Below are 23,975 nucleotides of genomic sequence, written 5' to 3'. Positions count from 1 at the left end.
CCTCCAGAAGGAGGTGCCCAATGAGTCGCATCCTGCTGATCGTGCTGCTGGCCTGCACCGTCGCTTCGGCGATCGGCGTGGTCTACATGCGCCACATGCACCGCAAGCTGTTCGTCGAGCTGTCGCGGCTGGAGCGCGAGCGTGACGAACTGAACATCGAGTTCGGCCGGTTGCAGCTGGAACAGGCCACCTGGGCCGAGAGCAACCGCATCGACCAGATCGCGCGCGAGCGGCTGGGCATGAAGTTCCCGGAAGCCAACGACATCGTGGTGGTGCGCCCATGAAGGCCGGCCGCAACCGCCCCCGCAGCAACTTCAACCTGCGCGGCCGCGTGATGCTGGTCGGCGCGGCGCTCGGGCTGTGCTCGGTCACGCTGATCGGCCGGGCCGCCTACGTGCAGCTGATCAACAGCGACTTCTACCAGCGCCAGGGCGAGGCGCGCTACCTGCGCGAGCTGCCGATCGCGACCTCGCGCGGCATGATCACCGACCGCAACGGCGAGCCGCTGGCGGTGTCCACGCCGGTCGAGTCGATCTGGGCCAACCCGCAGGAGCTGCTGCGCAATCCGGACCGCATTCCCGAGCTGGCGCGCGCGCTGGACCTGCCGGCCGACGAGCTCACCGCCCGCCTGACCCAGAAGGGCGACAAGGAGTTCATGTACCTCAAGCGCCGGATCAACCCGGACAAGGCGCACCAGGTCGTCGCGCTGAAGATCCCCGGCGTGTTCTCGCAGCGCGAATTCCGCCGCTTCTACCCGCAGGGCGAGGCGATGGCGCACGTGCTGGGCTTCACCAACATCGACGACCGCGGCCAGGAGGGGCTGGAGCTGGCCTTCGACGACTGGCTGCGCGGCAAGCCCGGCGTCAAGAAGGTGGTGCGCGACGCGCGCGGCGCGATCGTCGAGAGCGTGGACCTGGTGCGCCCGGCCGAGCCCGGCAAGGACCTGACCCTGAGCATCGACCGCCGCATCCAGTTCCTGGCCTACAAGGAGCTGCGCAAGGCGCTGGTGGAGAACAACGCCGCCGGCGGTTCGATGGTGATCATGGACGTGGCCACCGGCGAAGTGCTGGCGATGGTCAACCTGCCCACCTACAACCCGAACGCGGTGACGGGCATCAACCCGTCGGCGCGCCGCAACCGCGCGGTCACCGACCTGGTCGAGCCGGGTTCGACGATGAAGCCGCTGACCATCGCCACCGCGCTGCAGGCCGGCGTGGTGACGCCGGACACGATCATCGACACCAATCCCGGCTACATGACGCTGGGCCGCTTCACGATCCGCGACGTGCCGCGCAACAACGGCGTGCTCAACGTGACCGGCGTGATCACGCGCAGCTCCAACATCGGCGCGGCCAAGATCGGCGCCAAGCTGACGGACCAGGCCTTCTACCAGTCGATCCACAACTTCGGCTACGGCAGCGCGCCCAAGAGCGGCTTCCCGGGCGAGTCGTCCGGCGTCGTGCCGGCGCCGGGCAGCCCGAGCTGGTACGGCACCACCAAGACCACGATGTCGTACGGCTACGGCCTGTCGGTGACGCCGCTGCAGATCGCGCAGGCGTACGCGGCGCTGGGCAACGGCGGCAAGCTGATCCCGCCGACCTTCGTGAAGGGCCAGCACAACGAGCCGCGCCAGGTGGTCAGCCCGCAGGTCGCGCGCGAAGTCATCGACATGATGGAGACCGTGGTCACCCAGGGCGGCGCCAAGGGCGCAGCGATCCTGGGCTACCACGTGGCGGGCAAGACCGGCACCGCGCGCAAGAACGGCCCGCGCGGCTACGAGCGCGGCCATTACAACTCCCTGTTCGCCGGCCTGGTGCCGGCCTCCAGCCCGCGTTTCGCGACGGTGATCGTCATCAACGACCCGCAGGGCGGCAAGTACTACGGCGGCCTGGTGTCCGCGCCGGTGTTCCACGACGTGATGGAAGGCGCGCTGCGGCTGATGGACGTGCCGCCGGACGACATCCAGTCGTGGTTGGCGGCCCAGGCGAACAGCAAGAACGGCAAGCCCGTGGCCAAGCCGGCGGTGGAGCCGGACCCGGCGACGATGCCCGACGCGGCCGACGAGGTCGAGGCGGCGATCCCGGTCGCCACGGCAGGCGCGCCGGCGCCGCTGAAGGAGAGCCATCAATGAGCCGGTCGATGGCGCTTTCGCAGCTGATCCCCGACGTGCCGATGGCGCGCGACGTGGCGGTGTCCGGCCTGGTGCTGGACAGCCGCCAGGTGCGGCCGGGCTATGCCTTCGTCGCGATCGCCGGCTTCGGCGCGCACGGGCTCGGCTTCGTCGACCAGGCGCGGGCGAACGGCGCCGCGGCGATCCTGTTCGAACCGCCGGCGCCGGCCGAGCTGCCGGCACCGGCCGACGCGATCGCGGTGCCGGGCCTGCGCGCGCGCATGGGTGCGATGGCCGACCGCTTCCACGCGCATCCGTCGCAGACCATGACGATGGTCGGCGTCACCGGCACCAACGGCAAGACCTCCACGGTGCAGCTGCTCGCGCAGGCATGGAAGCTGATGGGCACCGAGAGCGGCAGCATCGGCACGCTCGGCGCCGGGCTTTACGGGCAGGTCGTGCCGACCGGTTTCACCACGCCGCTGGTGCTGCAGATGCACGAGCTGCTCGCGCAGCTGCGCGACGCCGGCGCGCAGGCGGTGGCGATGGAGGTGAGTTCGCACGCGCTCGACCAGGGCCGGGTCGATGCCGTCCACTTCGACGTGGGCGTGTTCACCAATCTCACCCGCGACCACCTCGATTACCACGGCGACATGGCCAGCTACGGCGCGGCCAAGGCGAAGCTGTTCGCGCGGCCCGGGTTGAAGGCGGCGGTGCTGAACCTGGACGATGCGTTCGGCCGCACGCTGCTGGCCGGCCTCGATCCGGCCGTGCGCGGCATCGGTGTCAGCTCGCGCGGCCAGGCCGGTGCGACGGTGCGCGCCGGCAACCTCGAACTGGACAACCGCGGCATCGGCTTCGACCTGTGGATCGACGGCCAGGCCCACCGGGTACGGTCCCCGCTGCTGGGCCGCTTCAACGTCGACAACCTGCTGGCCGTGGCCGGGGCGCTGCATGCGCTGGGCCACGCGCCGGTGCAGGTCGCCGCGGTGCTGTCGCAACTGCAGCCGATCCGCGGGCGCATGAACCGCCTCGGCGGCGACGGCAGGCATCCGCTGGTGGTGATCGACTACGCGCATACTCCCGATGCCCTGGAACAGGCGCTGGACAGCCTGCACGCGCACCTCGAAGGCCGGCTGATCTGCGTGTTCGGCTGCGGCGGCGAGCGCGATGCCGGCAAGCGCCCGCAGATGGCCGCGATCGCCGAGGCCAAGGCCGACGTGGTGATCGTCACCGACGACAACCCGCGCAACGAGGATGGCGATGCCATCGTCGCCGGCATCATGGCCGGTTTCGCCGATCCTTCCGTGGTCGCGGTGCAGCGCGACCGCGCCGCGGCGATCGCCACGGCGATCGGGCAGGCCAGGGCCGGCGACATCGTGCTGGTGGCCGGCAAGGGCCACGAGCCGTACCAGGAGATCGCCGGGACCAGGCATCCCTTCGACGACACCGAAGTGGCGCGCGCGGTGCTGGGAGGTGTCCAGTGAAGCGCACGCCCTTGTCGTTGATCGCGCACTGGGCCGGCGGCGAGCTGCACGGCGACGACGTCGCCATCGACGCCGTCACCCAGGACAGCCGCACGCTCGCGCCCGGCAGCCTGTACGTGGCGCTGCGCGGCGAACGCTTCGACGGCCACGACTTCGCCACGGATGCCGCGGCGCGCGGCGCGAGCGCGCTGCTGGTCGAGCGCGTGTTGCCCGACATCGAGTTGCCGCAGGTGCGCGTGGCCGACAGCCAGCTCGCGCTGGCGCGCATCGCGCAGGGCATGCAGCGCGGCCGCGCGACCAAGGTGTTCGCGGTCACCGGCTCCAACGGCAAGACCAGCGTGAAGTCGCTGCTGCTGGCCGTCCTGGAACATGCCGGCCGCATCGCCGGCACCACCGTGTACGCCAATCCCGGCAACCGCAACAACGAGATCGGCCTGCCGCTGGCGGTGATCGACGCGCCGGAGGACGCCGATTACGCGATCTACGAGATGGGCGCCGGCAAGCCCGGCGACATTGCCTACCTGACCGAGATCGTGCGGCCGGATTTCGCGCTGGTGAACAACATCGCGCCGGCGCACCTGGAACGCATGGGCAGCCTACTCGGCGTGGCCCTGACCAAGGGCGCGATCTATGCCGCGCTGCCGGAGGGCGGCGTCGCCGCCGTCAATGCCGACGATGCGTTCGGCGCGTGGTTCGAGCAGCATTTTTTGCGACTTCCTCGCAAGGGCACGGCACATCCCTGTGCCGGGGTCCTTTCAAGCGCGGCACCGCGCCGGCAGGTGTTGCGCTATGCGCTGGATGCCAGCGCCGACGTGCGCGCGCGCAACGTGGCGCTCGGCGAGGGCGGCTCGCGCTTCACCCTGGTCGCGCCGCAGGGCGAGGCCGAAGTGGCGCTGGCGCTGCCGGGCCGCCACAACGTGCGCAACGCGCTGGCCGTCGCCGCGCTGGCGCTCGGTGCCGGCATCCCGCTGGCGCAGGTCGCCGCGGGCCTGGCCGAGGCCAGGCCGGTCGCCGGCCGGCAAGTCCGCCACCTGCTGGCGAACGGCGCGGTGCTGATCGACGACAGCTACAACGCCAATCCCGGTTCGCTGGCTGCGGCGATCGACGCGCTGGCCATCGGCCCCGGCGAGGGTTGGCTGGTGCTCGGCGACATGCGCGAACTCGGCCCGGAAGCCGAGGCGCTGCACGCCGCCGCAGGCCGCCGCGCCCGCGCCGCCAAGCTGGCGCGCCTGTACGCGCTCGGGCCGCTGAGCGCGGCCGCCGCGGCCGCGTTCGGCGAAGGCGGCCGGGTGTTCGGGAGCCATGGCGAGCTGGCGGCGGCGCTGAGGGCGGATATCGCGCGGGTCGTCGGGACCCGGGAACAGCAGGATCAAGAGCAGGAATCGAAGCCGATGCATGAAAACACCGGCGGCAGCGCCATCGGCGGCCGCGCGCCTTCCCGGGTCCCGACCATCCTGGTCAAAGGCTCGCGCGGCAGCGCCATGGACAAGATCGTGACCGCGCTGCTGGCGCATGGGGAGGAAACCTCGGATGTTGCTTGAGTTGGCCCGCTGGCTGCAGCAACTGGAAAGCCTGTTCGGGCTTTTCAATTACCTGACGTTCCGCGGCATCCTCGCCGCGTTGACGGCGCTGTTCCTGTCGCTGTGGATGGGCCCGGCGGTGATCCGCAAGCTCGCCCAGTTCAAGGGCGGCCAGCCGATCCGCAAGGACGGCCCGCAGACGCACTTCTCCAAGGCCGGCACGCCGACCATGGGCGGCGGCCTGATCCTGATGACCGTGCTGGCCTCGGTGCTGCTGTGGGGCGACCTGCGCAACCGCTACGTGTGGCTGGTGCTGGCGGTGATGGTCTGCTTCGGCGCGATCGGCTGGTACGACGACTGGATCAAGATCGTCAAGCGCGATCCCAACGGCCTGAAGTCGCGCTGGAAGTACCTGCTGCAGTCGATCTTCGGCCTGGCCGCCGGCCTGTTCCTCTACTACACCGCCGACGTGCCGGCGGCGATCACCTTCTACATCCCGCTGTTCAAGTCGATCGCGCTGCCGCTGGCCGGCATCAGCTTCGTGGTGATCGCCTACTTCTGGATCGTCGGCTTCTCCAACGCGGTCAACCTGACCGACGGCCTGGACGGCCTGGCGATCATGCCGACCGTGCTGGTCGCCTGCGCGCTGGGCGTGTTCGCCTATGCCTCGGGCAACGCGGTGTTCTCCGGCTACCTGAAGATCCCGACGATCCCGGGCGCCGGCGAGCTGATCATCATCTGCGCGGCGATCGCCGGCGCCGGCCTGGGCTTCCTGTGGTTCAACACCTATCCGGCGATGGTGTTCATGGGCGACATCGGCGCGCTGGCGCTGGGCGCGGTGCTCGGCACCATCGCGGTGATCGTGCGCCAGGAGCTGGTGCTGGTCGTGATGGGCGGCGTGTTCGTGATCGAGACGCTGTCGGTGATGATCCAGGTCGCCAGCTTCAAGCTCACCGGCAAGCGGGTGTTCCGGATGGCGCCGATCCACCACCACTTCGAGCTGAAAGGCTGGCCGGAGCCGCGCGTGATCGTGCGCTTCTGGATCATCTCGGTGGTGCTGGTGCTCATCGGCCTGGCCACGTTGAAGGTGCGCTGATGAACGACCTGTCGCGCCAGGCCACCCGGCTGGAATCGATCGGCGGACGCTACGATCTGTGGCTGATGGGCGCGGCGATCGCGCTCGCCTCGATCGGCGTGGTGATGGTCGCCTCCAGCTCGATCGAACTGACCGATAGCCCGTTCTACTACCTGACCCGCCACCTGCTGTTCCTCGGCGTCGGCGTCGGCCTGGCGTTCTGGGCCATGCGCACCGAGCTGAAGACCGTCGAGCAGCACAACCAGATGCTGCTGCTGGCCTGCTTCGGCCTGCTCATCCTGGTGTTCGTGCCGGGCCTGGGCAGCAGCGTCAACGGCGCGCGGCGCTGGATCAACCTGGGCATCTCCAAGTTCCAGACCGTCGAAGCGGTCAAGGTGCTCTACATCATCTGGCTGTCGAGCTACCTGGTGCGTTTCCGCGACGAGGTCAACGCGACCTGGCCGGCGATGCTCAAGCCGCTGGGCGTGGTCGGCCTGCTGATCGGCCTGCTGCTGCTGCAGCCGGACTTCGGCTCGTCCACGCTGCTGCTGGGCATCACCGCCGGCATGCTGGTGCTGGGCGGGGTCAACCTGCCGCGGATGTCGATGCCGATCGTGGTGGCGCTGCCCGCCCTGGTGGCGCTGGTCGTGTTCGAGCCGTACCGCATGCGCCGCGTCACCTCCTTCCTCGACCCATGGGCCGACCAGCTCGGTTCGGGCTACCAGCTGTCCAACGCGCTGATGGCGATCGGCCGCGGCGAATGGAGCGGGGTGGGCCTGGGCGCTTCGGTGCAGAAGCTCAACTACCTGCCGGAGTCGCACACCGACTTCATCTTCTCGGTGATCGCCGAGGAGCTGGGCTTCGTCGGCGTATGCCTGATCGTGGCGCTGTACGCGCTGCTGGTCGGGCGCGCGTTCTGGCTGGGCATGCGCTGCATCGAGATGAAGCGCCACTTCTCCGGCTACATCGCGTTCGGCATCGCGCTGTGGATCGCGATGCAGAGCTTCGTGTCGATCGGCGTGAACCTGGGCATCCTGCCGACCAAGGGCCTGACCCTGCCGTTGATCTCTTCCGGCGGTTCGTCGGTGCTGATGACCTGCGTGGCGATGGGCGTGCTGCTGCGCGTGTCCTACGAGACCGATCGCGCCGAGCGGCTGCGCAGCAAGCTGGCGCCGGGAGCGCAGCCGGTCGCCGACGCGGCGCCGGCGGAAACCGGGACCGCGGTGCCGGCGCACGCGCCGTCCGTCGCGCCGGCGTCGGCCGCGGTGCAGAGGCCGCTGTCCGAGCGCGGCACCAGCCGCATGCGCGAGCGGGTCGAGCCGACGTTCGGGAGGCTCGCATGAGCGCGGGTCCCGCGCAAAAGTCCGCGCATCCCAGTGCGGGGATCCGACAGGTGGATCCCATGCAGGGCGGAAGCCGGCCGGTGATGATCCTGGCCGGCGGCACCGGCGGTCATATCTTCCCGGGGCTGGCCGTGGCCAAGGTGCTGCGCGCGCGCGGCGTGCCGGTGGTGTGGCTCGGCGCGGTCGGCAGGATGGAGACCAAGCTGGTGCCGCAGCACGGCATCGAGATCGACGCGCTGGAGATCGGCGGGCTGCGCGGCAAGGGCAAGCTGGCCCTGCTCGGCGCGCCGCTGCGCGTGATGCGCGCGATCCGCGCCGCCGGTTTCGTGCTGCGCCGGCGCCAGCCGCGCGTGGTGGTCAGCTTCGGCGGCTTCGCGGCCGGGCCCGGCGGCATCGCCGCGCGCTTCATGCGGCTGCCGTTGATCGTGCACGAACAGAACCGCGCGCCCGGCATGACCAACAAGGTGCTCGCGCGCTTCGCGCGGCGCGTGCTGGCCGGGTTCCCGGGCAGCTTCGCCGCGCGCGAGGAAGCGGTGGGCAATCCGGTGCGCGAGGAAATCGCCGCGTTGCCGGTGCCGGCGGAGCGCTTCGCCGGCCGTGCCGGTCCGGTCCGGCTGCTGGTGCTCGGCGGCAGCCAGGGCGCACGCGTGCTCAACCAGTCGGTACCGGCCGCGCTGGCCGCGCTTGGCCGCCACGACGTGGAGGTGCGCCATCAGTGCGGCGAAGCGCTGCGCGCCGAGGCCGAGGCGGCCTACGCGCAGGCCGGCGTGCGCGCCAGCGTCGAACCGTTCATCGCCGACATGGCCGGCGCCTACGCCTGGGCCGACCTGGTGGTGTGCCGCGCCGGTGCCTCCACGCTGGCCGAACTGTGCGCCGCGGGCGTGGGCAGCGTGCTGGTGCCGTTCGCGGCCGCCGTCGACGACCACCAGACCCGCAATGCCGAGTACCTGGTCCAGGCCGGCGCCGCCGTGCTGCTCAGACAGGACGACGCGCTCGCCGCCAACCTGCAGTCGGTGCTGCCGGCGCTGCTCGACGACGCCGGTCGCCGCCTGGCCATGGCGCAAGCGGCGCGCGGCCTGGCCAGGCCGGACGCGGCCGAGCGCATCGCGGACATCGTTCTGGAAGAAGCCGTGATTCGTGATTCGGGATTCGTGATTCGTAAAGAGCAAGAACAAGAGCAGAAGCACATGCAAGACAGCCCGCATGACGAGTCGCAGGGACCATCGGCTACAAGCGAGCCCTCGAATCACGAATCACGAATCACCAATCACGGCACCTCCGACGGAGGTGCCCCATGATCCGTCGCCTGCACGACACCGGCGACCTGGTCCGCGCGTTCCCGCGCGTGCATTTCGTCGGCATCGGCGGCACCGGCATGAGCGGCATCGCCGAAGTGATGCTGACGCTCGGCTACGAGGTCTCCGGCTCGGACAATGCCGACAACGCCGCCACGCGCCGCCTGGCGCAGCTCGGCGCGCGGGTGATGCGCGGCCATTCCGCGGCGAACGTGCTCGGCACCGATTGCGTGGTGGTCTCCAGCGCGATCCGCGACGACAACCCGGAATTGATGGAGGCGCGCAGCCAGCGCATCCCGATCATGCCGCGCGCGGCGATGCTCGCCGAGCTGATGCGTTTCCGCCGCGGCATCGCGGTGGCCGGCACGCACGGCAAGACCACCACCACCAGCCTGACCGCGGCGGTGCTGAGCGAGGGCGGGCTCGACCCGACCTTCGTGATCGGCGGCAAGCTGCTGGCCTCCGGCGCCAACGCCAAGCTCGGCGGCGGCCAGTGGCTGGTGGCCGAGGCCGACGAGAGCGACGGCAGCTTCCTGCGCCTGAACCCGCTGGTGGCGGTGATCACCAACATCGACGCCGACCACCTGGAGAACTACGGCAACGACTTCGCGCGGGTGCAGGCCGCCTTCGCCGAGTTCCTGCAGCGCCTGCCGTTCTACGGCCTGGCGCTGCTGTGCATCGACGACCCGGAAGTCGCCGCGCTGGCGGCGAAGACGCCGCGCCACGTGATGAGCTACGGCATGAGCGGCAACGCCGACGTGCGCGCCGAGGACGTGGTGCAGGACGGCCCGCGCATGCGCTTCACGCTGCGCCTGCCGGAAGGTACCACCACGCCGGTGACGCTGGCCCTGCCGGGCCGCCACAACGTGCTCAACGCCCTGGCCGCAGCCGCGGTGGGCTGGCAGCTGGGCGTGCCGCCGGAGACGATCGCGCACGCGCTGGAGAACTTCGCCGGCATCGGCCGTCGTTTCAACGACCTGGGCGAGGTGACCACCGCCGGCGGCGCGCGCGTGCGCATCATCGACGACTACGGGCATCACCCGCGCGAGCTGGAGGCGGTGTTCGCCGCCGCCCGCGGGGGCTGGCCGGACCGCCGGCTGGTGGTGGCGTTCCAGCCGCACCGCTTCAGCCGCACCCGCGACCAGTTCGATGCCTTCGCGGCGGTGCTCAGCACCGTCGATGCGCTGGTGCTGAGCGAGGTCTACCCGGCAGGGGAGGCGCCGATTCCCGGTGCCGATTCCAAGGCGCTGGCGCGCGCGATCCGTGCGCGCGGCCGCAGCGAGCCGGTGGTGGTGCCGCAGGTGGCCGAGCTGGCGTCGGTGCTGCCCGACGTGCTGCAGGACGGCGACCTGCTGTTGATGATGGGGGCCGGCGACATCGGCTACGTGGCCCAGCAGATCGCCGGCGAAGGCTTCCAGGGAGGCAAGGCATGAGCGCGTTGCCCGCCCTCCGCCATTCCGATCCGGCGGTGTTCGGCCGCGTGGCGGTGCTGCTCGGCGGCACCTCCTCCGAGCGCGAGGTGTCGCTGGACTCCGGCCGCAACGTGCTGGAGGCGCTGCGCGCGCGCGGCGTCGACGCGCATGCGGTCGATGGCATCCCGGCGCTCGCGCAGGCGCTGGTCGAGAAGAAGTTCGACCGGGTATTCAACGTCCTGCACGGCCACAACGGCGGCGGCGAGGACGGCATCGTGCAAGGCCTGATGGAGGCCTTCGGCGTGCCGTACACCGGCTCAGACGTGCTCGGTTCGGCGTTGAGCATGGACAAGGTGCGCACCAAGCAGGTGTGGCTGTCGCTGGGCCTGCCGACGCCGCGCTACACGGCGCTGGCCGCGGGCGCGAGCCCGGAGGAAGTGCGTTCGGCCGCCGCCGGCCTCGGCCTGCCGGTGATCGTCAAGCCGGCCAACGAGGGCTCCAGCGTCGGCGTGAGCCGCGTGTTCGACGGCGCCCAGCTCGGCGAGGCCGTCGCGCTGGCCGCGCGCTACGACGGCGAGCTGCTGATGGAGCAACTGGTCGAAGGCGACGAGCTGACCGTCGCCATCCTCGGCGACCTCGCGCTGCCGTCGATCCGGATTGTGCCCAAGGGCCAGTGGTACGACTACAACGCCAAGTACATCGCCGAGGACACCCAATACCTGTGTCCCGGCCTCGATGGCGCGGCCGAAGCCGAGATCGGCCGCATCGCGCTGGCCGCGTTCCGCGCCGCCGGCTGCCGTGGCTGGGGCCGCGTCGACGTGATGCGCGACCGCGCCAGCGGCGCGTTCTACCTGCTGGAGGTCAACACCGCGCCGGGCATGACCAGCCACTCGCTGGTGCCCAAGGCCGCGCGCCAGCTCGGCGTGTCGTTCGAGGAACTGGTCTGGCGCGTGCTGGAGATGACGCTGGAGGACGCGGCCTGATGCTCAACGCCTCGCTGCGCATCCTGGCATGGCTGCTCGCGGTGGCGCTGGTCGCGCTGCCGGTGGTGGCCGTGCTCAACGGCTGGGTCGGCGCCGAGCGCTGGCCGTTGAGCCGCTTGCGCGTGACCGGGGATTTCAAGCGCATCTCGCCGGAGCAGCTGCGCGCCGTGGTGCTGCCGTATGCGAAGTCGGGCTTCTTCGCGGTTAAGCTGCAGGACGCGCAGGACGCGATCGAGCGCTTGCCGTGGGTGGAGAGCGCGCAGGTGCGCAAGAGCTGGCCGGACGTGCTGGAAGTGCGCGTGGTCGAGCACAAGCCTTTCGCGCGCTGGGGCGCCGACCGGATGCTGTCCGAGCAGGGGCGGCTGTTCCCGGTGCCGCCGCGCCTGAAGGACCTCGAGCTGCCGCAGCTGGACGGACCGGACGGCAAGACCGCCGAGGTGGTCGCGCTCTACAACGAATCGCGCGCGCTGTTCGCGCCGGCGGGCCTCGACGTGAAGCGGCTGGCGCTGGACGCGCGCGGCAGCTGGTCGCTCGGCCTGAGCAACGACGTGCAGGTGGTGGTCGGGCGCGACGACGCCAAGGCGCGCCTGCAGCGCTTCGCGCGCGTGCTGCCGCAACTGGCCGATCCGGCCCAGCCGATCGTGCGCGCCGACCTCCGCTACACCAACGGCTTCACGGTGGAGAGGCAGGCAGTGGGGGCTCGGGATTCGGGATCGGAAAAGGCGACGCCCCGAAGCGCCGCGTCCTACGGCCCGGTCCCCGCCATCGGCAATCCACTCCTCGCGAATCCCCAATCCAGAATCCCGAATCCCGGCTCCAGAACATGAACCGCAAAGGCGACAAATCCCTCATCGTCGGACTCGACATCGGCACCTCCAAGGTGACCGCGCTGGTCGGCGAGTACTCGCCGGGCAATCCGATCGAGGTGATCGGCATCGGCACGCACGAATCGCGCGGCCTCAAGCGCGGCGTGGTCGTGGACATCGAGTCCACCGTGCAATCGATCCAGCGCGCGGTCGAGGAAGCCGAACTGATGGCCGGCTGCGAGATCCGCTCGGTCTACGCCTCGATCTCCGGCAACCACGTGCAGTGCCGCAACTCGCAGGGCATCCAGCCGATCCGCGACGGCGAGGTCACCTGGAACGACCTGGAGCGCGTGCTGGAGGCCGCCAAGGCGGTGGCGATCCCGGCCGACCAGCGCATCCTGCACGCGATCCCGCGCGAGTACGTGCTGGACGACTCGCAGGAAGGCATCCGCAACCCGGTCGGCATGACCGGCGTGCGCCTGGAAGTGCACGCGCACCTGGTGACCTGCGCGCAGTCGGCGGCGGCCAACATCAGCAAGTGCGTGCAGAAGTGCGGCCTGCAGGTCGACGACCTGGTGCTGTCCTCGCTGGCGTCCTCGGTGGCGGTGCTGACCGCCGACGAGCGCGAGCTGGGCGTGGTGCTGGTCGACATCGGCGCCGGCACCACCGACATCACCGTGTACGTGCAGGGCGCGATCAGCCATACCGCCTCGCTGCCGATCGCCGGCGACCACGTCACCAACGACATCGCGCACATGCTGCGCACGCCCACGCCGGAAGCCGAGCAGATCAAGGTGCGCTACGCCTGCGCGCTGGCGCAGCTGGCCACCGCGGAGGAAAGCATCCAGGTGCCGTCGGTCGGCGACCGGCCGCCGCGGCGGATGCCGCGCGCCTCGCTCGCGCAGGCGGTGCAGGGGCGTTACGAGGAGATCTTCGAGATGGTGCAGGCCGAACTGCGCCGCTCGGGCTTCGAGGAACTGGTGCGCGCCGGCATGGTGCTCACCGGCGGCGCCTCGAAGATGGAAGGCGTGGTCGAGCTGGCCGAGGAAATGCTGCAGATGCCGGTGCGCGTGGGCATCCCGCAGCACGTCACCGGCTTGGGCGAAGTGGTCGGCAACCCGGTCCACGCCACCGGCGTCGGCCTGCTGCTGATGGGCAGCCAGATCGAGCACCCGCGCCGCCCGTCGATCCCGACCGGGCGCGCCGGCAGTTTGTTCAAGAAGTTGCGGAACTGGTATCGCGGCGAGTTCTGAGGGCCGGGATTCGTGATTGGTGATTCGTAAGGGCAAAAGCAAGAGCAAGAGCAGGGCAAGCGTTGTAGCAGGGCAGTAGAACAACCAACAAGAGAACGCCGGAATTTGTGGTGGTGCCGAAGTGATTCATCGAATCGCCAATCGCCAATCACGAATCACGGCTCCACCATAAAGAGGACAACGGACATGGCACATTTCGAACTGATCGAGAAGATGGCACCGAACGCGGTGATCAAGGTCGTCGGCGTCGGCGGCGGCGGCGGCAACGCCGTGGCGCACATGGTCAACAGCAGCGTGGAGGGCGTGGAGTTCATCACCGCCAACACCGACTCGCAGGCGATCAAGAACTGCGGCGCCAAGCTGCAGCTGCAGCTCGGCAGCAATGTCACCAAGGGCCTGGGCGCGGGCGCCAATCCGGAAGTCGGCCGCCAGGCCGCGCTGGAGGACCGCGAGCGCATCATGGACGCGCTGCAGGGCGCCGACATGGTGTTCATCACCGCCGGCATGGGCGGCGGCACCGGCACCGGCGCCGCGCCGGTGGTGGCGCAGCTGGCCAAGGAGATGGGCATCCTGACCGTGGCGGTGGTGACCAAGCCGTTCCCGTTCGAGGGCCGTCGCCGCATGCAGGTCGCGCTGAAGGGCATCGAGGAGCTGAGCCAGCACTGCGACTCGCTGATCACGATCCCGAACGAGAAGCTGATCACCGTGCTCGGCCGCAACGCCACGATGATCCAGGCGTTCCGCGCCGCCAACGACGTGCTGCAGGGCGCCGTGCAGGGCATCGCCGACCTGATCGTGCGCCCGGGCCTGATCAACGTGGACTTCGCCGACGTGCGCACCGTGATGAGCGAGATGGGCCTGGCGATGATGGGCACCGGCTCGGCGCGCGGCGACGACCGCGCCCAGGCCGCGGCCGAGGCGGCGATCCAGAACCCGCTGCTGGACGACGTCAACCTGGCCGGCGCCAACGGCATCCTGGTCAACATCACCGCCGGCCCGGACTTCACCATGGCCGAGTTCGACGAGATCGGCCGCACCGTCGAGGGCTTCGCCTCCGAGGACGCGACCGTGGTGGTCGGCACCGTGCTGGACCCGGACATGCAGGACGAGGTCCGCGTGACCGTGGTCGCCACCGGCCTGAACCGCGCGGTGTCGCGCCAGTCGCAGCGCCCGGGCGAGCGCGCCCCGATCAAGCTGGTGCGCAACGCCACCACCGGCCAGGCCGAGTTCGGCGACTACGACAACGGCGGCGACGCGGTTTCGCGCGCGGTGGGCGGTTCGATGGGCCTGGGCCTGCGCCGTCCGAGCAGCGACACGGCGGCCGCCTCGTCGTCCTCGCTGGCCTCGACCGTGCCGACCGCGGAACTGCCGAGCGACTACCTGGACATCCCTGCCTTCCTGCGCCGCCAGGCCGACTGAGGCCATCCATGGCGATGCATGGCGACTTCGGAGCGTCCGGCCTGGCCGTCCCCGGTCGGGCGCCCACCGCCGCGCGAAGCAGTCCTTCGCAGGCGCGGCGGCGGGTCCTGCGCCGCCAGGCCGACTGAGCGGACTCTTCCTCCCATGGGGAGGAGGAGGACGCGAAGCGTTGGAGGGGGTACGGGCGTGGCCTTGCGCGGTTGGATGGCGCAAGGGCTTGTCCGGGCCCCCGACCCCGCCCCTCTCCGGGGAGGGGGCTTGAACGTGGTGTGGGGCCTTGTCCACCCCGCGCCGCGGCACCATCATCTTGTGAGTCCCTCACAAGAGCCGGCCCTCGTGCCGGGTCCTCTTTCTGCCGGGCCCCAAAGGGCCCGGCAGGTTTTGCCGACCGCGCCACGACGAGTGATACGGCAGCAATCCGGACCTGCTAAATGTTAAGATTCGGCTAATTCGGCGCCCTCGCACCCGGTTCAGCTCCCGTCTGCACCTGTCCTTCACACTCCCGGTCATGACCCAGCAACGCACCCTGAAGAACACGATTCGTGCCACCGGCATCGGCCTGCACAGCGGCAACAAGGTCTACATGACCCTGCGACCTGCGCCGGCCAACCATGGCATCGTGTTCCGCCGCGTCGACCTGGATCCGGTGGTGGAGGTCCCCGCGAGCGGCGAGCTGGTGACCGAGGTGACCCTGTGCACCGGCCTGACCTGCAACGGCGCCAAGATCCAGACCGTCGAGCACCTGATGTCGGCCTTCGCCGGCCTCGGCATCGACAACGCGATCGTGGAGCTGTCCTCGGCCGAGTTGCCGATCATGGACGGGTCTTCCGGGCCGTTCGTGTTCCTGCTGCAGTCCGCCGGCATCGTCGAGCAGGACGCGGCCAAGCGCTTCATCCGCATCAAGCAGCCGATCGAAGTGCGCGACGGCGACAAGATCGCCCGTTTCGAGCCTTACGACGGCTACAAGCTCGGTTTCACCATCGAGTTCGACCACCCGATGATCCCGGCGCGCCAGTCGCGCCAGGAGATCGAGTTCTCCACCGCGGCCTACATCAAGGAAATCTCGCGCGCCCGCACCTTCGGCTTCATGCGCGACCTGGAGTACATGCGCGAGCGCAACCTCGGCCTGGGCGGCTCGATGGACAACGCGATCGTGCTCGACGAGTTCCGCGTGCTCAACGAGGACGGCCTGCGCTACGCCGACGAATTCGTGCGCCACAAGATCCTCGACGCGATCGGCGACCTGTACCTCGCCGGCGGCCCGATCCTGGGGCACTACGAGGGCTTCAAGTCCGGCCACGCGCTCAACAACAAGCTGGTGCGGGCGCTGCTGGCCGAGCAGTCGGCCTGGGAGTGGGTGAGCTTCCCCGAGGGTTCGGCGCCGCCGCCGGTGGTCTACGCCTCGCCCGCCTACGCCTGAGTCGCCCGGCGGGAGGGGCGCCGTCCCGAAACGTGAACCCCGTCGGCCCCATAGGCTGAATTTAACGTTTTCTTAATTTTCATCTAACGATTGCCCGCGCCAAGGCGGCTAGGATGCGTCCGGTCGCGTGCGGGCTTTTTGCATTCCCTTCACGCGCGAAGCCGGCTCCCGGAGCCGGGGACGTCAGCGCTTCTTGGCGAGTCCTTCGCGAGAGCCCGCACTTCCACGTGCGGGGGACTCCCGGGTCGGCGCGACATCCTGCAAGGAAGCCAATGCGTCGCGCAGTCCTCTCTGCGTGGCCTCGGAAATCGGTTGTGACCGGTGTGGATCCTGTTGCGTTGGGGAACGCAGCGCAGCGGTCGCGGTCTTGATGGTCACTCGCGTGACCTTCAGCCCGATGGAGTGGGCGGCATCGATGAGCTGGTGTTCGGCGAGCCGCAACTTGGCGTGCCAGACCGGGGATTCGACGAGAAAAACGAGCTGTCCGTCCTTCACGTTGGCCAGCCGGCAACGATTGGCGAGCGAAGGCGGCAGATGGGGGCGCAACTGCCGATCCAGCGCATCAAGCCACAGGGCTCTGCGCAGGGGATCGCCAGACTTTTCCGCCAGCGCGGCCTCGAGGGCCGGCCGGGGGGGAGAGTTGGGTGTGCTGGAGTTCGGCTTTGACATGACAACGCAGATGGCTTTGAAGAAGATCGTAATCAAATCCAGGGAAACCGGTGGGCAGCGCCTCGTGCGGCGGCTCCAGGGTTTCGCCGAGAACCGCCCGCTCGTGGTGCTGGGCACCGTGCTGGGCGTGGGCCTGCTGGCCGGGATCGGCAGCAGTGTCGCAGTGGGCATGGTGGACAATTCCCGCCTGCAGGCCAAGGTCGAGCAGCAACAGGCCGAGCTGGCGAAGGTGCGGCGCGAGTCGCAGGCCGAGGTCAACGCGCTCGCCGCGCGGCTCGGCGAGCTGCAGGCCCAGGCCAACCGCCTCAACGCGCTGGGCCAGCGCCTGACCGAGATGGGCCAGCTCAAGGACGGCGAGTTCGACTTCGAGGATCCGGTCGGCGTCGGTGGCGGCGACGAGCCGATGCAGGACATGCCGGCCCAGGACCTCAAGCAGTCTCTAGGGCAACTCGAGCAGCAGTTCTCCACCTCGGGCAAGCAACTGAACGTGCTGGCGTCGCTGATGTTCGACCACCAGCTGGAGCAGAACGCGGTACCGTCGCGCACGCCGATCAAGAACAGCTACATCACCTCCGGCTTCGGCCGGCGCGCCGATCCGTTCAGCGGCGGCGCGGCCGAGCACAAGGGCATCGACTTCCACGCCAACGTCGGCGACCCGGTGCTGGCGGTGGCCGATGGCGTGGTCAGCTTTTCCGGCGTCCGCAGCGGCTACGGCAACGTGGTCGAGGTCGATCACGGCAATGGCTACGTGACCCGCTACGCGCACAATTCGCGGCTGGTGGTGAAGGTCGGCGACCTGGTGCGCGCCGGCCAGCAGATCGCCAAGGCCGGGTCGACCGGCCGTTCCACCGGCGCGCACGTGCATTTCGAGGTATGGAAGGACGGGCGGGTGATGAACCCGCGCAAGTTCCTGGGCGACAGCACCACGCCGGTCGGGCGCAGCGGCCGCGGCTGAGCCTCGTCCCGCCCGGCGACGGGCCCGGCGCTCCCGGGATCGCCGGTGATGCGGGCTTGAATCACCCGGGGCCGCCCCAAGCTACAATGAGGCGTTGCCAGAGACAGGGCGCATTGCGCCCTGTTTCGTTTACGGCGCTCGGGTCCAGGGGAGCCGGCGCCGGTCGAACCGTTCCTTTTCAACCGGTTTATTCAATGATCAACAGCCTGCTTACCCGCGTCTTCGGCAGTCGCAACGAACGCCTGCTCCGCCAGCTCAACCGGATCGTCGCCAAGATCAATGCCCTCGAGCCGGAGCTGGAGAAGCTCTCCGATGCGGAGTTGCAGGCCAAGACCCCCGAGTTCAGGCAGCGCATCGCCGGCGGCGAGACCTTGGACAAGGTGCTGCCCGAGGCCTTCGCGGTCTGCCGCGAGGCCAGCAAGCGCGTGCTCGGCATGCGCCACTACGACGTGCAGCTGATCGGCGGCATGGTGCTGCACCTGGGCAAGATCGCCGAAATGCGCACCGGCGAGGGCAAGACCCTGGTGGCGACGCTGCCGGTGTACCTCAACGCCCTGGAAGACAAGGGCGTGCACGTGGTCACCGTCAACGACTACCTGGCCCGCCGCGACGCCGCGCAGATGGGCAAGCTGTACAACTGGCTGGGCCTGAGCGTGGGCGTGGTCTACCCGGGCATGCCGCACAGCGACAAGCATGCCGCCTACGCGGCCGACATCACCTACGGCACCAACAACGAGTTCGGCTTCGACTACCTGCGCGACAACATGGCGCTGTCCAAGGCCGACCGCTACCAGCGCGGCCTGCACTACGCCATCGTCGACGAGGTGGACTCGATCCTGATCGACGAGGCGCGCACCCCGCTGATCATCTCCGGCCCGGCCGACGAATCGCCGGAGCTGTACATCCGCGTCAACCGGATCGTGCCGCAACTGACCCGCCAGGCCGAGGAAGAAGGCGAGGGCGACTACTGGGTGGACGAGAAGTCCAAGCAGGTGCACCTGTCGGAAGCCGGCATGGAGCGCGCCGAGGAGCTGCTGCGCCAGGCCGGCATCATCGGCGGCGACGCCGAGGGGCTGTACGCGGCGCAGAACCTGAGCGTGGTCCACCACCTCAACGCGGCGCTGCGTGCCCATGCGATCTACCAGCGCGACGTGGACTACATCGTGCGCGACGGCGAGGTGGTGATCGTCGACGAGTTCACCGGCCGCACGCTGCCGGGCCGGCGCTGGTCCGACGGCCTGCACCAGGCCGTGGAGGCGAAGGAAGGCGTGCCCGTGCAGCGCGAGAACCAGACGCTGGCGAGCATCACCTTCCAGAACCTGTTCCGCATGTACAAGAAGCTGTCCGGCATGACCGGCACGGCCGACACGGAAGCCTACGAGTTCCAGAGCATCTACGGCCTGGAAGTGGTGGTGATCCCGACCAACAAGCCGACCATCCGCAAGGACTATCCGGACCAGGTGTTCCTCAACCGCAAGGGCAAGTTCAACGCGGTGCTGGCGGACATCGAGGATTGCGCCAAGCGCGGCCAGCCCGTGCTGGTCGGCACCACCTCGATCGAGACCTCGGAGATGCTGTCCGAGCACCTGCGCAAGGCCGGCGTGAAGCACGAGGTGCTCAACGCCAAGCAGCACGAGCGCGAGGCGACCATCGTCGCCAACGCCGGCCTGCCCGGCGCGGTGACGATCGCCACCAACATGGCCGGCCGCGGTACCGACATCGTGCTCGGCGGTTCACTGGAAGCGGAGCTGCAGGCGCTGGGCCCGGACGCCAACGAGGACCAGCGCTTCCGCGCCAAGACCGAATGGCAGCGCCGCCACGAAGCGGTCAAGGCCGCCGGCGGCCTGCACATCGTGGGTACCGAGCGGCACGAGTCGCGGCGCATCGACAACCAGCTGCGCGGCCGTTCCGGCCGCCAGGGCGACCCGGGTTCGTCGCGCTTCTACCTGTCGCTGGAAGACAACCTGATGCGCATCTTCGCCTCCGACTGGGTGCAGAAGGCGATGCGCATGATGGGCATGAAGGAAGACGACGTCATCGAGGACCGCCTGGTCAGCCGCCAGATCGAGAAGGCCCAGCGCAAGGTCGAGGCGCACAACTTCGACATCCGCAAGAACCTGCTCGACTTCGACGATGTCAACAACGACCAGCGCAAGGTGATCTACGCCCAGCGCGACGAACTGCTGGACGCCGAGTCGGTCAAGGAGAACATCGACGGCATCCGCACCGACGTGGTCTACGACCTGGTCGCGCGTTTCGTGCCGCCGAACTCGGTGGACGAGCAGTGGGACCTGCCGGGCCTGGAGGCCACGCTGGAGGCGGAACTGGGCGTGCAGATGCCGCTGGTGAAGATCGCCGCGGAGCACGAGGAACTGGACGCCGAGCAGATCGCCGAGAAGGTGCAGGAAGCGGTGGCCAGCCACTTCGCCGAGAAGGAGGCCGCGGTCGGCGCCGAGACCATGCGCGCGCTGGAGAAGCACGTGATGCTGACCGTGCTCGACCAGGGCTGGAAGGAACACCTGGCCAAGATGGACTACCTGCGCCAGGGCATCTACCTGCGCGGCTACGCGCAGAAGCAGCCCAAGCAGGAGTACAAGAAGGAAGCCTTCGAGCTGTTCTCGGAGATGCTGGAGAACGTCAAGCGCGAGGTGGTGAACCTGCTGGCGCGCGTGCGCATCCGCAGCGAGGAGGAGGTGGCCGCGCTGGAGGAGCAGGAGCGTCGCCAGGCCGAGGCGCGCCTGCTGGCCTCGCAGTTCCAGCACCAGGAGGCGGGTGGCTACGGCGCCGACGAGGAGGCCGCCGAGGTGGCCGGCCGCGGTCCCGGTGCGGGCGCGGTCGCCCAGGTCGTCCGCGAGGCGCCGAAGGTCGGCCGCAACGATCCGTGCCCGTGCGGCAGCGGCAAGAAGTACAAGCACTGCCACGGCCAGCTCAGCTGACGCTGAGCTGACCGTGGCGCAGCCCGTGAAACGGGCTGCGCACCCGGAATCCGCTACGCGGATTCCGGGCTCGCGGTCTTACCTCCGATCCCCCGCGGCTGTCGCCGCGCCCCCTTACCAAGGGGGCTCTCCTCCAGATGTATCTACTCGTCATCCTCGCGCAGACGGGGGTGAGGACGGGCTGCTTGCGAGCCACTGGCTCGCGCCCGGCCGAACGCCCTCGCACTGTGCGCGAGGGCCGGGGATCGCAGATCCAGGGACTTTCGTGCCAGCCACGGCTTCTGCCCGCGGGATCGGCATGGGCCCGCTGTCCGCCGGTCCGAACCGGAACGAAACGGTCGGCTATTGCCCGCCGGCGCCCCGGCACGGCAAAGTCCATGCATGCCTGAACCTCTCAGATCGATCCATGTCGTGGCCGGCGTCATCCAGGACGCGCGCGGCCGCATCCTGCTGGCACGCCGTACCGAGACCCGGGACATGCCGGGGCTGTGGGAATTCCCCGGCGGCAAGCGCGAGCCGGGCGAGAGCTCGGAAGATGCGCTGGTGCGCGAACTGCAGGAGGAACTGGGCATCGAGGCCCAGGTCGGCGAGTGGCTGATGGAAGTGCCGCAACTGTATCCGGACAAGCGCCTGCGCCTGGAAGTGCGGCGCATCGACGGCTGGAAGGGCCAGCCGCGCGGGCGCGAAGGGCAGGCGCTGACCTGGGTGAGCCCGGAGAAGCTCGAGCGCTACTCGATGCCGCCGGCGGACCTGCCTGTGGTCGCGATGCTGCGCCAGCCGGAGCACTACCTGGTCACGCCCGAACCCGGCGCGGACGAGGAGCGCTGGCTAGAGCGCGTCGGGCAGTTGCTGCGCGCGGGCGTCCGGCGCATGCACCTGTGCACGCGCGGGCGCGATCACGCGCGCCGGGCGCATCTGGTCGAGCGGGTGTTGGCGCAGCGGGGGCGCAACCCGGTGCAGCTCCTGCTCGAGGGCGACATCGCGCTGGCCCGCGAGCTGGGGATCGGCGTGCATCTCGATGCCATGCAGCTGGGGGCCCTCGACGGACGGCCGCTGCCGGCCGGACAGCCGGTCGCCGCGTCCTGCCACGATTTGCCCAGCCTGCAGCAGGCGCAGCGGATCGGGTGCGACTTCGCGGTGTTGGGGCCGGTGCTTTCCAGCGTGTCCGCGCCGGCGGCGCCGTTCGGCTGGGAAGCGTTCGAGGCGATGCGGGAGAAGGTGTCGCTGCCGATCTACGCGGGCGGCGGATTGCATCCGTCGCACCTGGCCGAGGCGCGGCGGCATGGGGCGCAGGGGATTGCGGCGCTGCGGTCGCTCTGGGCGGGGTGAGGGATGGAGCGGCCGGGCTGGCGAGGCCGATGGGCAACCGTCCAGGCCGCCCGGGCAAGGCGACCGCGTGAGGCGTCGGCCGTCATCCGTATGGCGCGATCCTCCTAGGCCGAGAATCCATGCGGTGCGGCCGCGAAGCCCACGGCGACCGCGCCCTTGCCGACGTTGACCATGCCGGTCAGGCTCATCACGCTCTCGAACAGTTCGACCTCCTTTTCCGCGCAGGCGTCGCGCAATGCGGCGTAGCCGGGCAGGGCGCGCAGTTCTTGGAGTTCGCCGCCATAGCCGACGCATACGGTCGGCGTCATCAGGCCCTCGCGTACCTTGCGGGCGGTGAACTCGAACATCTTCTGCACCGAAGGTTCGAAGCCTTTCAGCTTGGCCACCGGTTCGGTCACGCCGCGGTACGCGCGCAGCACCGGCTTGATGTCCAGCGCGCTGCCGAGCGCGGCGCTGATCAGGCCGACGCTGCGGTCGCCCTTGGCGCGGGCCCGCGCGCGCAGGTAGTACAGGTCGCGCGGGATCATGTAGCCATAGGTGTTCTCGGCCAACTGCTCGATGCGCGTGCGGATCTGCGCGACGCTGGCGTCCTGCGCGCGCAGGCGCGCCGCTTCCACGGCGGTGACGCCCTGGCCGGCGAACAGGTTGAGCGTGTCGATCACCCGCAACGCGAACGGCGAGTTGTAGCCGGCCGACTGCCGCACCGGCTTGTAGTCGTTGAGGATCGCGAAGCTGGCCTGGGTCGCGTTGTCGAAGATCTGGCTGCGCAGCTTGGAGATGGTCAGGCAGAACACGTGGTCGTAGTCGATGACCAGCCGCTCCAGGAACAGGTCGCGGATCTGGCTGACCGAGAACGGCGTGGTTTCGGCTTCGTGGCCGCGCTCGGCGACGTGGGCGCGCAGGAACTCCAGCGTGGCCTCCTCGTCGCGATGGTCGGCCAGTACCGCCTCGCCGATCCGCACGGTGATCGGCAGGACGACGATGTTGTTCTTCTGGATGAAGTCCTGTGGCAGATCGCAGGCAGAATCCACCACGATTCCGATACGCATCGTTGCCCCCTCCGGCTGCTGCGTCCCAATTCGAGTGTGAAAGCTATCGCAAAAATGCCGGGCCGCGTAGCGGCTTGGCCTATCCTCCGCGGCGGATGCCCTCCGGCAGCGTGGCCAGCCTCGCCATCGGCTCGCGCGCCAGGTACTCGGGATCGGCCAGCACCGTCTCGATCAGGCCGTGCGCGTCGTTGCCCCAGAACAGCTCCCCGCCGATGGCCAGGGTGGGCACGCCGAACACGCCGGCGGCGAGGGCGGCCTCGGTATTGGCGCGCAGTTGCGCCTTCACCTCCGGCGCGGCGATCGCCGCTTCCGGGTCGGTGACCCCCAGCACCTCGGCCACCGGGGCGAGCGCGGCGGCGCTGTCGCCGGGATAGCCGTTGCGCCATATCCAGTCGAAGATCGCATCGACCGCCTGGGCGTGCCCGCCGACCGCGATGCACAGGCGCAGGGCCGGGAGCGGATTGAACGGATGCGCCGGCGGGAAGCGCAGCAGCACGTCGTCCTGCTCGGCCTGCCATTGCACGCGGCGGTAGGTGAAAAGCCGCTTGCCGGGAATCTCGGCCGGGCCCCGGATGCCGGTCGCTTCCAGCACCGCGCCGAGCAGGATCGGGACCGGCTGCACCTGGGCCGCCTGCGGCATGCGCTGCAGCTTCTGCCAATGCAGGTAGGCGAACGGCGAAACGAAGTCGAAGTACCAGGGGAGCTGCATGGTGGTCCTCCTTGGAGCTTTCGCGGCGCCGGGGACGATGGGCCGTGGTTCCCGCGCGAGCGGGCTCATGGATCCGGCCGTTGCCCGGCCTGCAAGCGATGTCCCGTTCCCGCTCCGGCGGGCACGACGAGGCAGGTGCAGGTTCCCGGAAAGGGGCGGAAACGGACGCTGGATCCTTCCCGATTATCCACGCCGCGACCCGAAG

General features: G+C 69.6%; 18 protein-coding genes and 2 pseudogenes. 17 read left to right on the top strand and 3 right to left on the bottom strand.

From position 1 onward, the window contains the following. Positions 1-20 precede the first annotated feature (20 nt). The 13 genes from ftsL (at position 21) to lpxC (ending at position 16,123) form a co-directional block, all read left to right on the top strand. Positions 21-284 carry a cell division protein FtsL gene (ftsL, locus tag FD678_RS04595; protein ID WP_140719726.1) on the top strand — a complete coding sequence of 88 codons (264 nt, stop codon included), beginning with the start codon at positions 21-23 and terminating at the stop codon, positions 282-284. Next, positions 281-2,131, top strand: a complete 1,851-nt coding sequence (locus FD678_RS04590; protein WP_140719724.1) for a peptidoglycan D,D-transpeptidase FtsI family protein — start codon at positions 281-283, stop codon at positions 2,129-2,131. The genes ftsL and FD678_RS04590 overlap by 4 nt, the downstream gene beginning before the upstream one ends. Then, positions 2,128-3,597 carry a UDP-N-acetylmuramoyl-L-alanyl-D-glutamate--2,6-diaminopimelate ligase gene (locus tag FD678_RS04585; protein WP_140719722.1) on the top strand — a complete coding sequence of 490 codons (1,470 nt, stop codon included), beginning with the start codon at positions 2,128-2,130 and terminating at the stop codon, positions 3,595-3,597. The genes FD678_RS04590 and FD678_RS04585 overlap by 4 nt, the downstream gene beginning before the upstream one ends. Beyond that, on the top strand, positions 3,594-5,138 hold the full coding sequence (locus FD678_RS04580; RefSeq protein ID WP_140719720.1) for a UDP-N-acetylmuramoyl-tripeptide--D-alanyl-D-alanine ligase: 1,545 nt from the start codon (positions 3,594-3,596) through the stop codon (positions 5,136-5,138). The genes FD678_RS04585 and FD678_RS04580 overlap by 4 nt, the downstream gene beginning before the upstream one ends. Next, positions 5,128-6,213, top strand: coding sequence for a phospho-N-acetylmuramoyl-pentapeptide-transferase (gene mraY / locus FD678_RS04575; protein ID WP_140719718.1), 1,086 nt, complete (start codon positions 5,128-5,130; stop codon positions 6,211-6,213). The genes FD678_RS04580 and mraY overlap by 11 nt, the downstream gene beginning before the upstream one ends. Beyond that, complete coding sequence (ftsW, locus tag FD678_RS04570) at positions 6,213-7,535, top strand: putative lipid II flippase FtsW (protein WP_140719715.1); 1,323 nt, start codon at positions 6,213-6,215, stop codon at positions 7,533-7,535. Before mraY ends, ftsW begins: the two co-directional genes overlap by 1 nt. A 59-nt stretch (positions 7,536-7,594) precedes the next feature. Beyond that, the gene (gene murG / locus FD678_RS04565) at positions 7,595-8,833 is read left to right on the top strand and encodes an undecaprenyldiphospho-muramoylpentapeptide beta-N-acetylglucosaminyltransferase (protein WP_218569491.1); all 1,239 of its coding nucleotides are present in this window, start codon (positions 7,595-7,597) and stop codon (positions 8,831-8,833) included. Continuing rightward, the gene (gene murC, locus FD678_RS04560) at positions 8,830-10,263 is read left to right on the top strand and encodes a UDP-N-acetylmuramate--L-alanine ligase (RefSeq protein WP_140719711.1); all 1,434 of its coding nucleotides are present in this window, start codon (positions 8,830-8,832) and stop codon (positions 10,261-10,263) included. Before murG ends, murC begins: the two co-directional genes overlap by 4 nt. Beyond that, a complete protein-coding gene (locus FD678_RS04555; protein ID WP_140719709.1) occupies positions 10,260-11,225 on the top strand; it encodes a D-alanine--D-alanine ligase in 966 nt (321 codons plus the stop codon). The genes murC and FD678_RS04555 overlap by 4 nt, the downstream gene beginning before the upstream one ends. After that, a complete protein-coding gene (locus FD678_RS04550; protein WP_140719707.1) occupies positions 11,225-12,052 on the top strand; it encodes a cell division protein FtsQ/DivIB in 828 nt (275 codons plus the stop codon). Before FD678_RS04555 ends, FD678_RS04550 begins: the two co-directional genes overlap by 1 nt. Continuing rightward, positions 12,049-13,284, top strand: a complete 1,236-nt coding sequence (gene ftsA / locus FD678_RS04545; RefSeq protein WP_140719705.1) for a cell division protein FtsA — start codon at positions 12,049-12,051, stop codon at positions 13,282-13,284. The genes FD678_RS04550 and ftsA overlap by 4 nt, the downstream gene beginning before the upstream one ends. 186 nt (positions 13,285-13,470) lie before the next feature. After that, positions 13,471-14,703 (top strand): cell division protein FtsZ, encoded by a 1,233-nt coding sequence (gene ftsZ, locus FD678_RS04540; protein ID WP_140719703.1) that lies wholly within the window; start codon positions 13,471-13,473, stop codon positions 14,701-14,703. 508 nt (positions 14,704-15,211) lie between these two features. After that, positions 15,212-16,123, top strand: a complete 912-nt coding sequence (lpxC, locus tag FD678_RS04535; protein WP_140719701.1) for a UDP-3-O-acyl-N-acetylglucosamine deacetylase — start codon at positions 15,212-15,214, stop codon at positions 16,121-16,123. A 183-nt stretch (positions 16,124-16,306) separates the two neighbouring features. On the opposite strand, the gene FD678_RS04530 is transcribed toward lpxC, so the two are convergent. Continuing rightward, positions 16,307-16,828: a DUF721 domain-containing protein gene (locus FD678_RS04530; RefSeq protein ID WP_218569490.1), complete on the bottom strand. Its 522-nt coding sequence runs from the start codon at positions 16,826-16,828 to the stop codon at positions 16,307-16,309. Here FD678_RS04530 and FD678_RS04525 point away from each other — a divergent pair. The 4 genes and pseudogenes from FD678_RS04525 (at position 16,809) to FD678_RS04515 (ending at position 22,012) form a co-directional block, all read left to right on the top strand. Further along, positions 16,809-17,747 (top strand): M23 family metallopeptidase, encoded by a 939-nt coding sequence (locus FD678_RS04525; protein ID WP_218569489.1) that lies wholly within the window; start codon positions 16,809-16,811, stop codon positions 17,745-17,747. The genes FD678_RS04530 and FD678_RS04525 overlap by 20 nt on opposite strands. Beyond that, positions 17,666-20,413 (top strand): annotated as a pseudogene (gene secA, locus FD678_RS04520) (preprotein translocase subunit SecA); the annotation flags it as partial. The gene FD678_RS04525 and the pseudogene secA, both read left to right, overlap by 82 nt. Before the next feature lie 180 nt (positions 20,414-20,593). Further along, a pseudogene (locus FD678_RS20820) lies at positions 20,594-20,683 on the top strand (SEC-C metal-binding domain-containing protein); the annotation flags it as partial. A 381-nt stretch (positions 20,684-21,064) separates the two neighbouring features. Continuing rightward, positions 21,065-22,012 (top strand): Nudix family hydrolase, encoded by a 948-nt coding sequence (locus tag FD678_RS04515; RefSeq protein WP_140719694.1) that lies wholly within the window; start codon positions 21,065-21,067, stop codon positions 22,010-22,012. A gap of 104 nt (positions 22,013-22,116) precedes the next feature. On the opposite strand, the gene FD678_RS04510 is transcribed toward FD678_RS04515, so the two are convergent. After that, a complete protein-coding gene (locus tag FD678_RS04510; protein ID WP_140719692.1) occupies positions 22,117-23,061 on the bottom strand; it encodes a DegV family protein in 945 nt (314 codons plus the stop codon). Between the two features lie 79 nt (positions 23,062-23,140). Next, positions 23,141-23,770, bottom strand: coding sequence for a 2-hydroxychromene-2-carboxylate isomerase (locus tag FD678_RS04505; RefSeq protein WP_140719690.1), 630 nt, complete (start codon positions 23,768-23,770; stop codon positions 23,141-23,143). Positions 23,771-23,975: the final 205 nt, after the last annotated feature.

It is taken from the genome of Pseudomonas sp. Hp2 (assembly GCF_006386585.1).
GTDB lineage: Bacteria > Pseudomonadota > Gammaproteobacteria > Xanthomonadales > Xanthomonadaceae > Pseudomonas_S > Pseudomonas_S boreopolis.
This window is presented reverse-complemented; position numbering and strand designations above follow the sequence as displayed.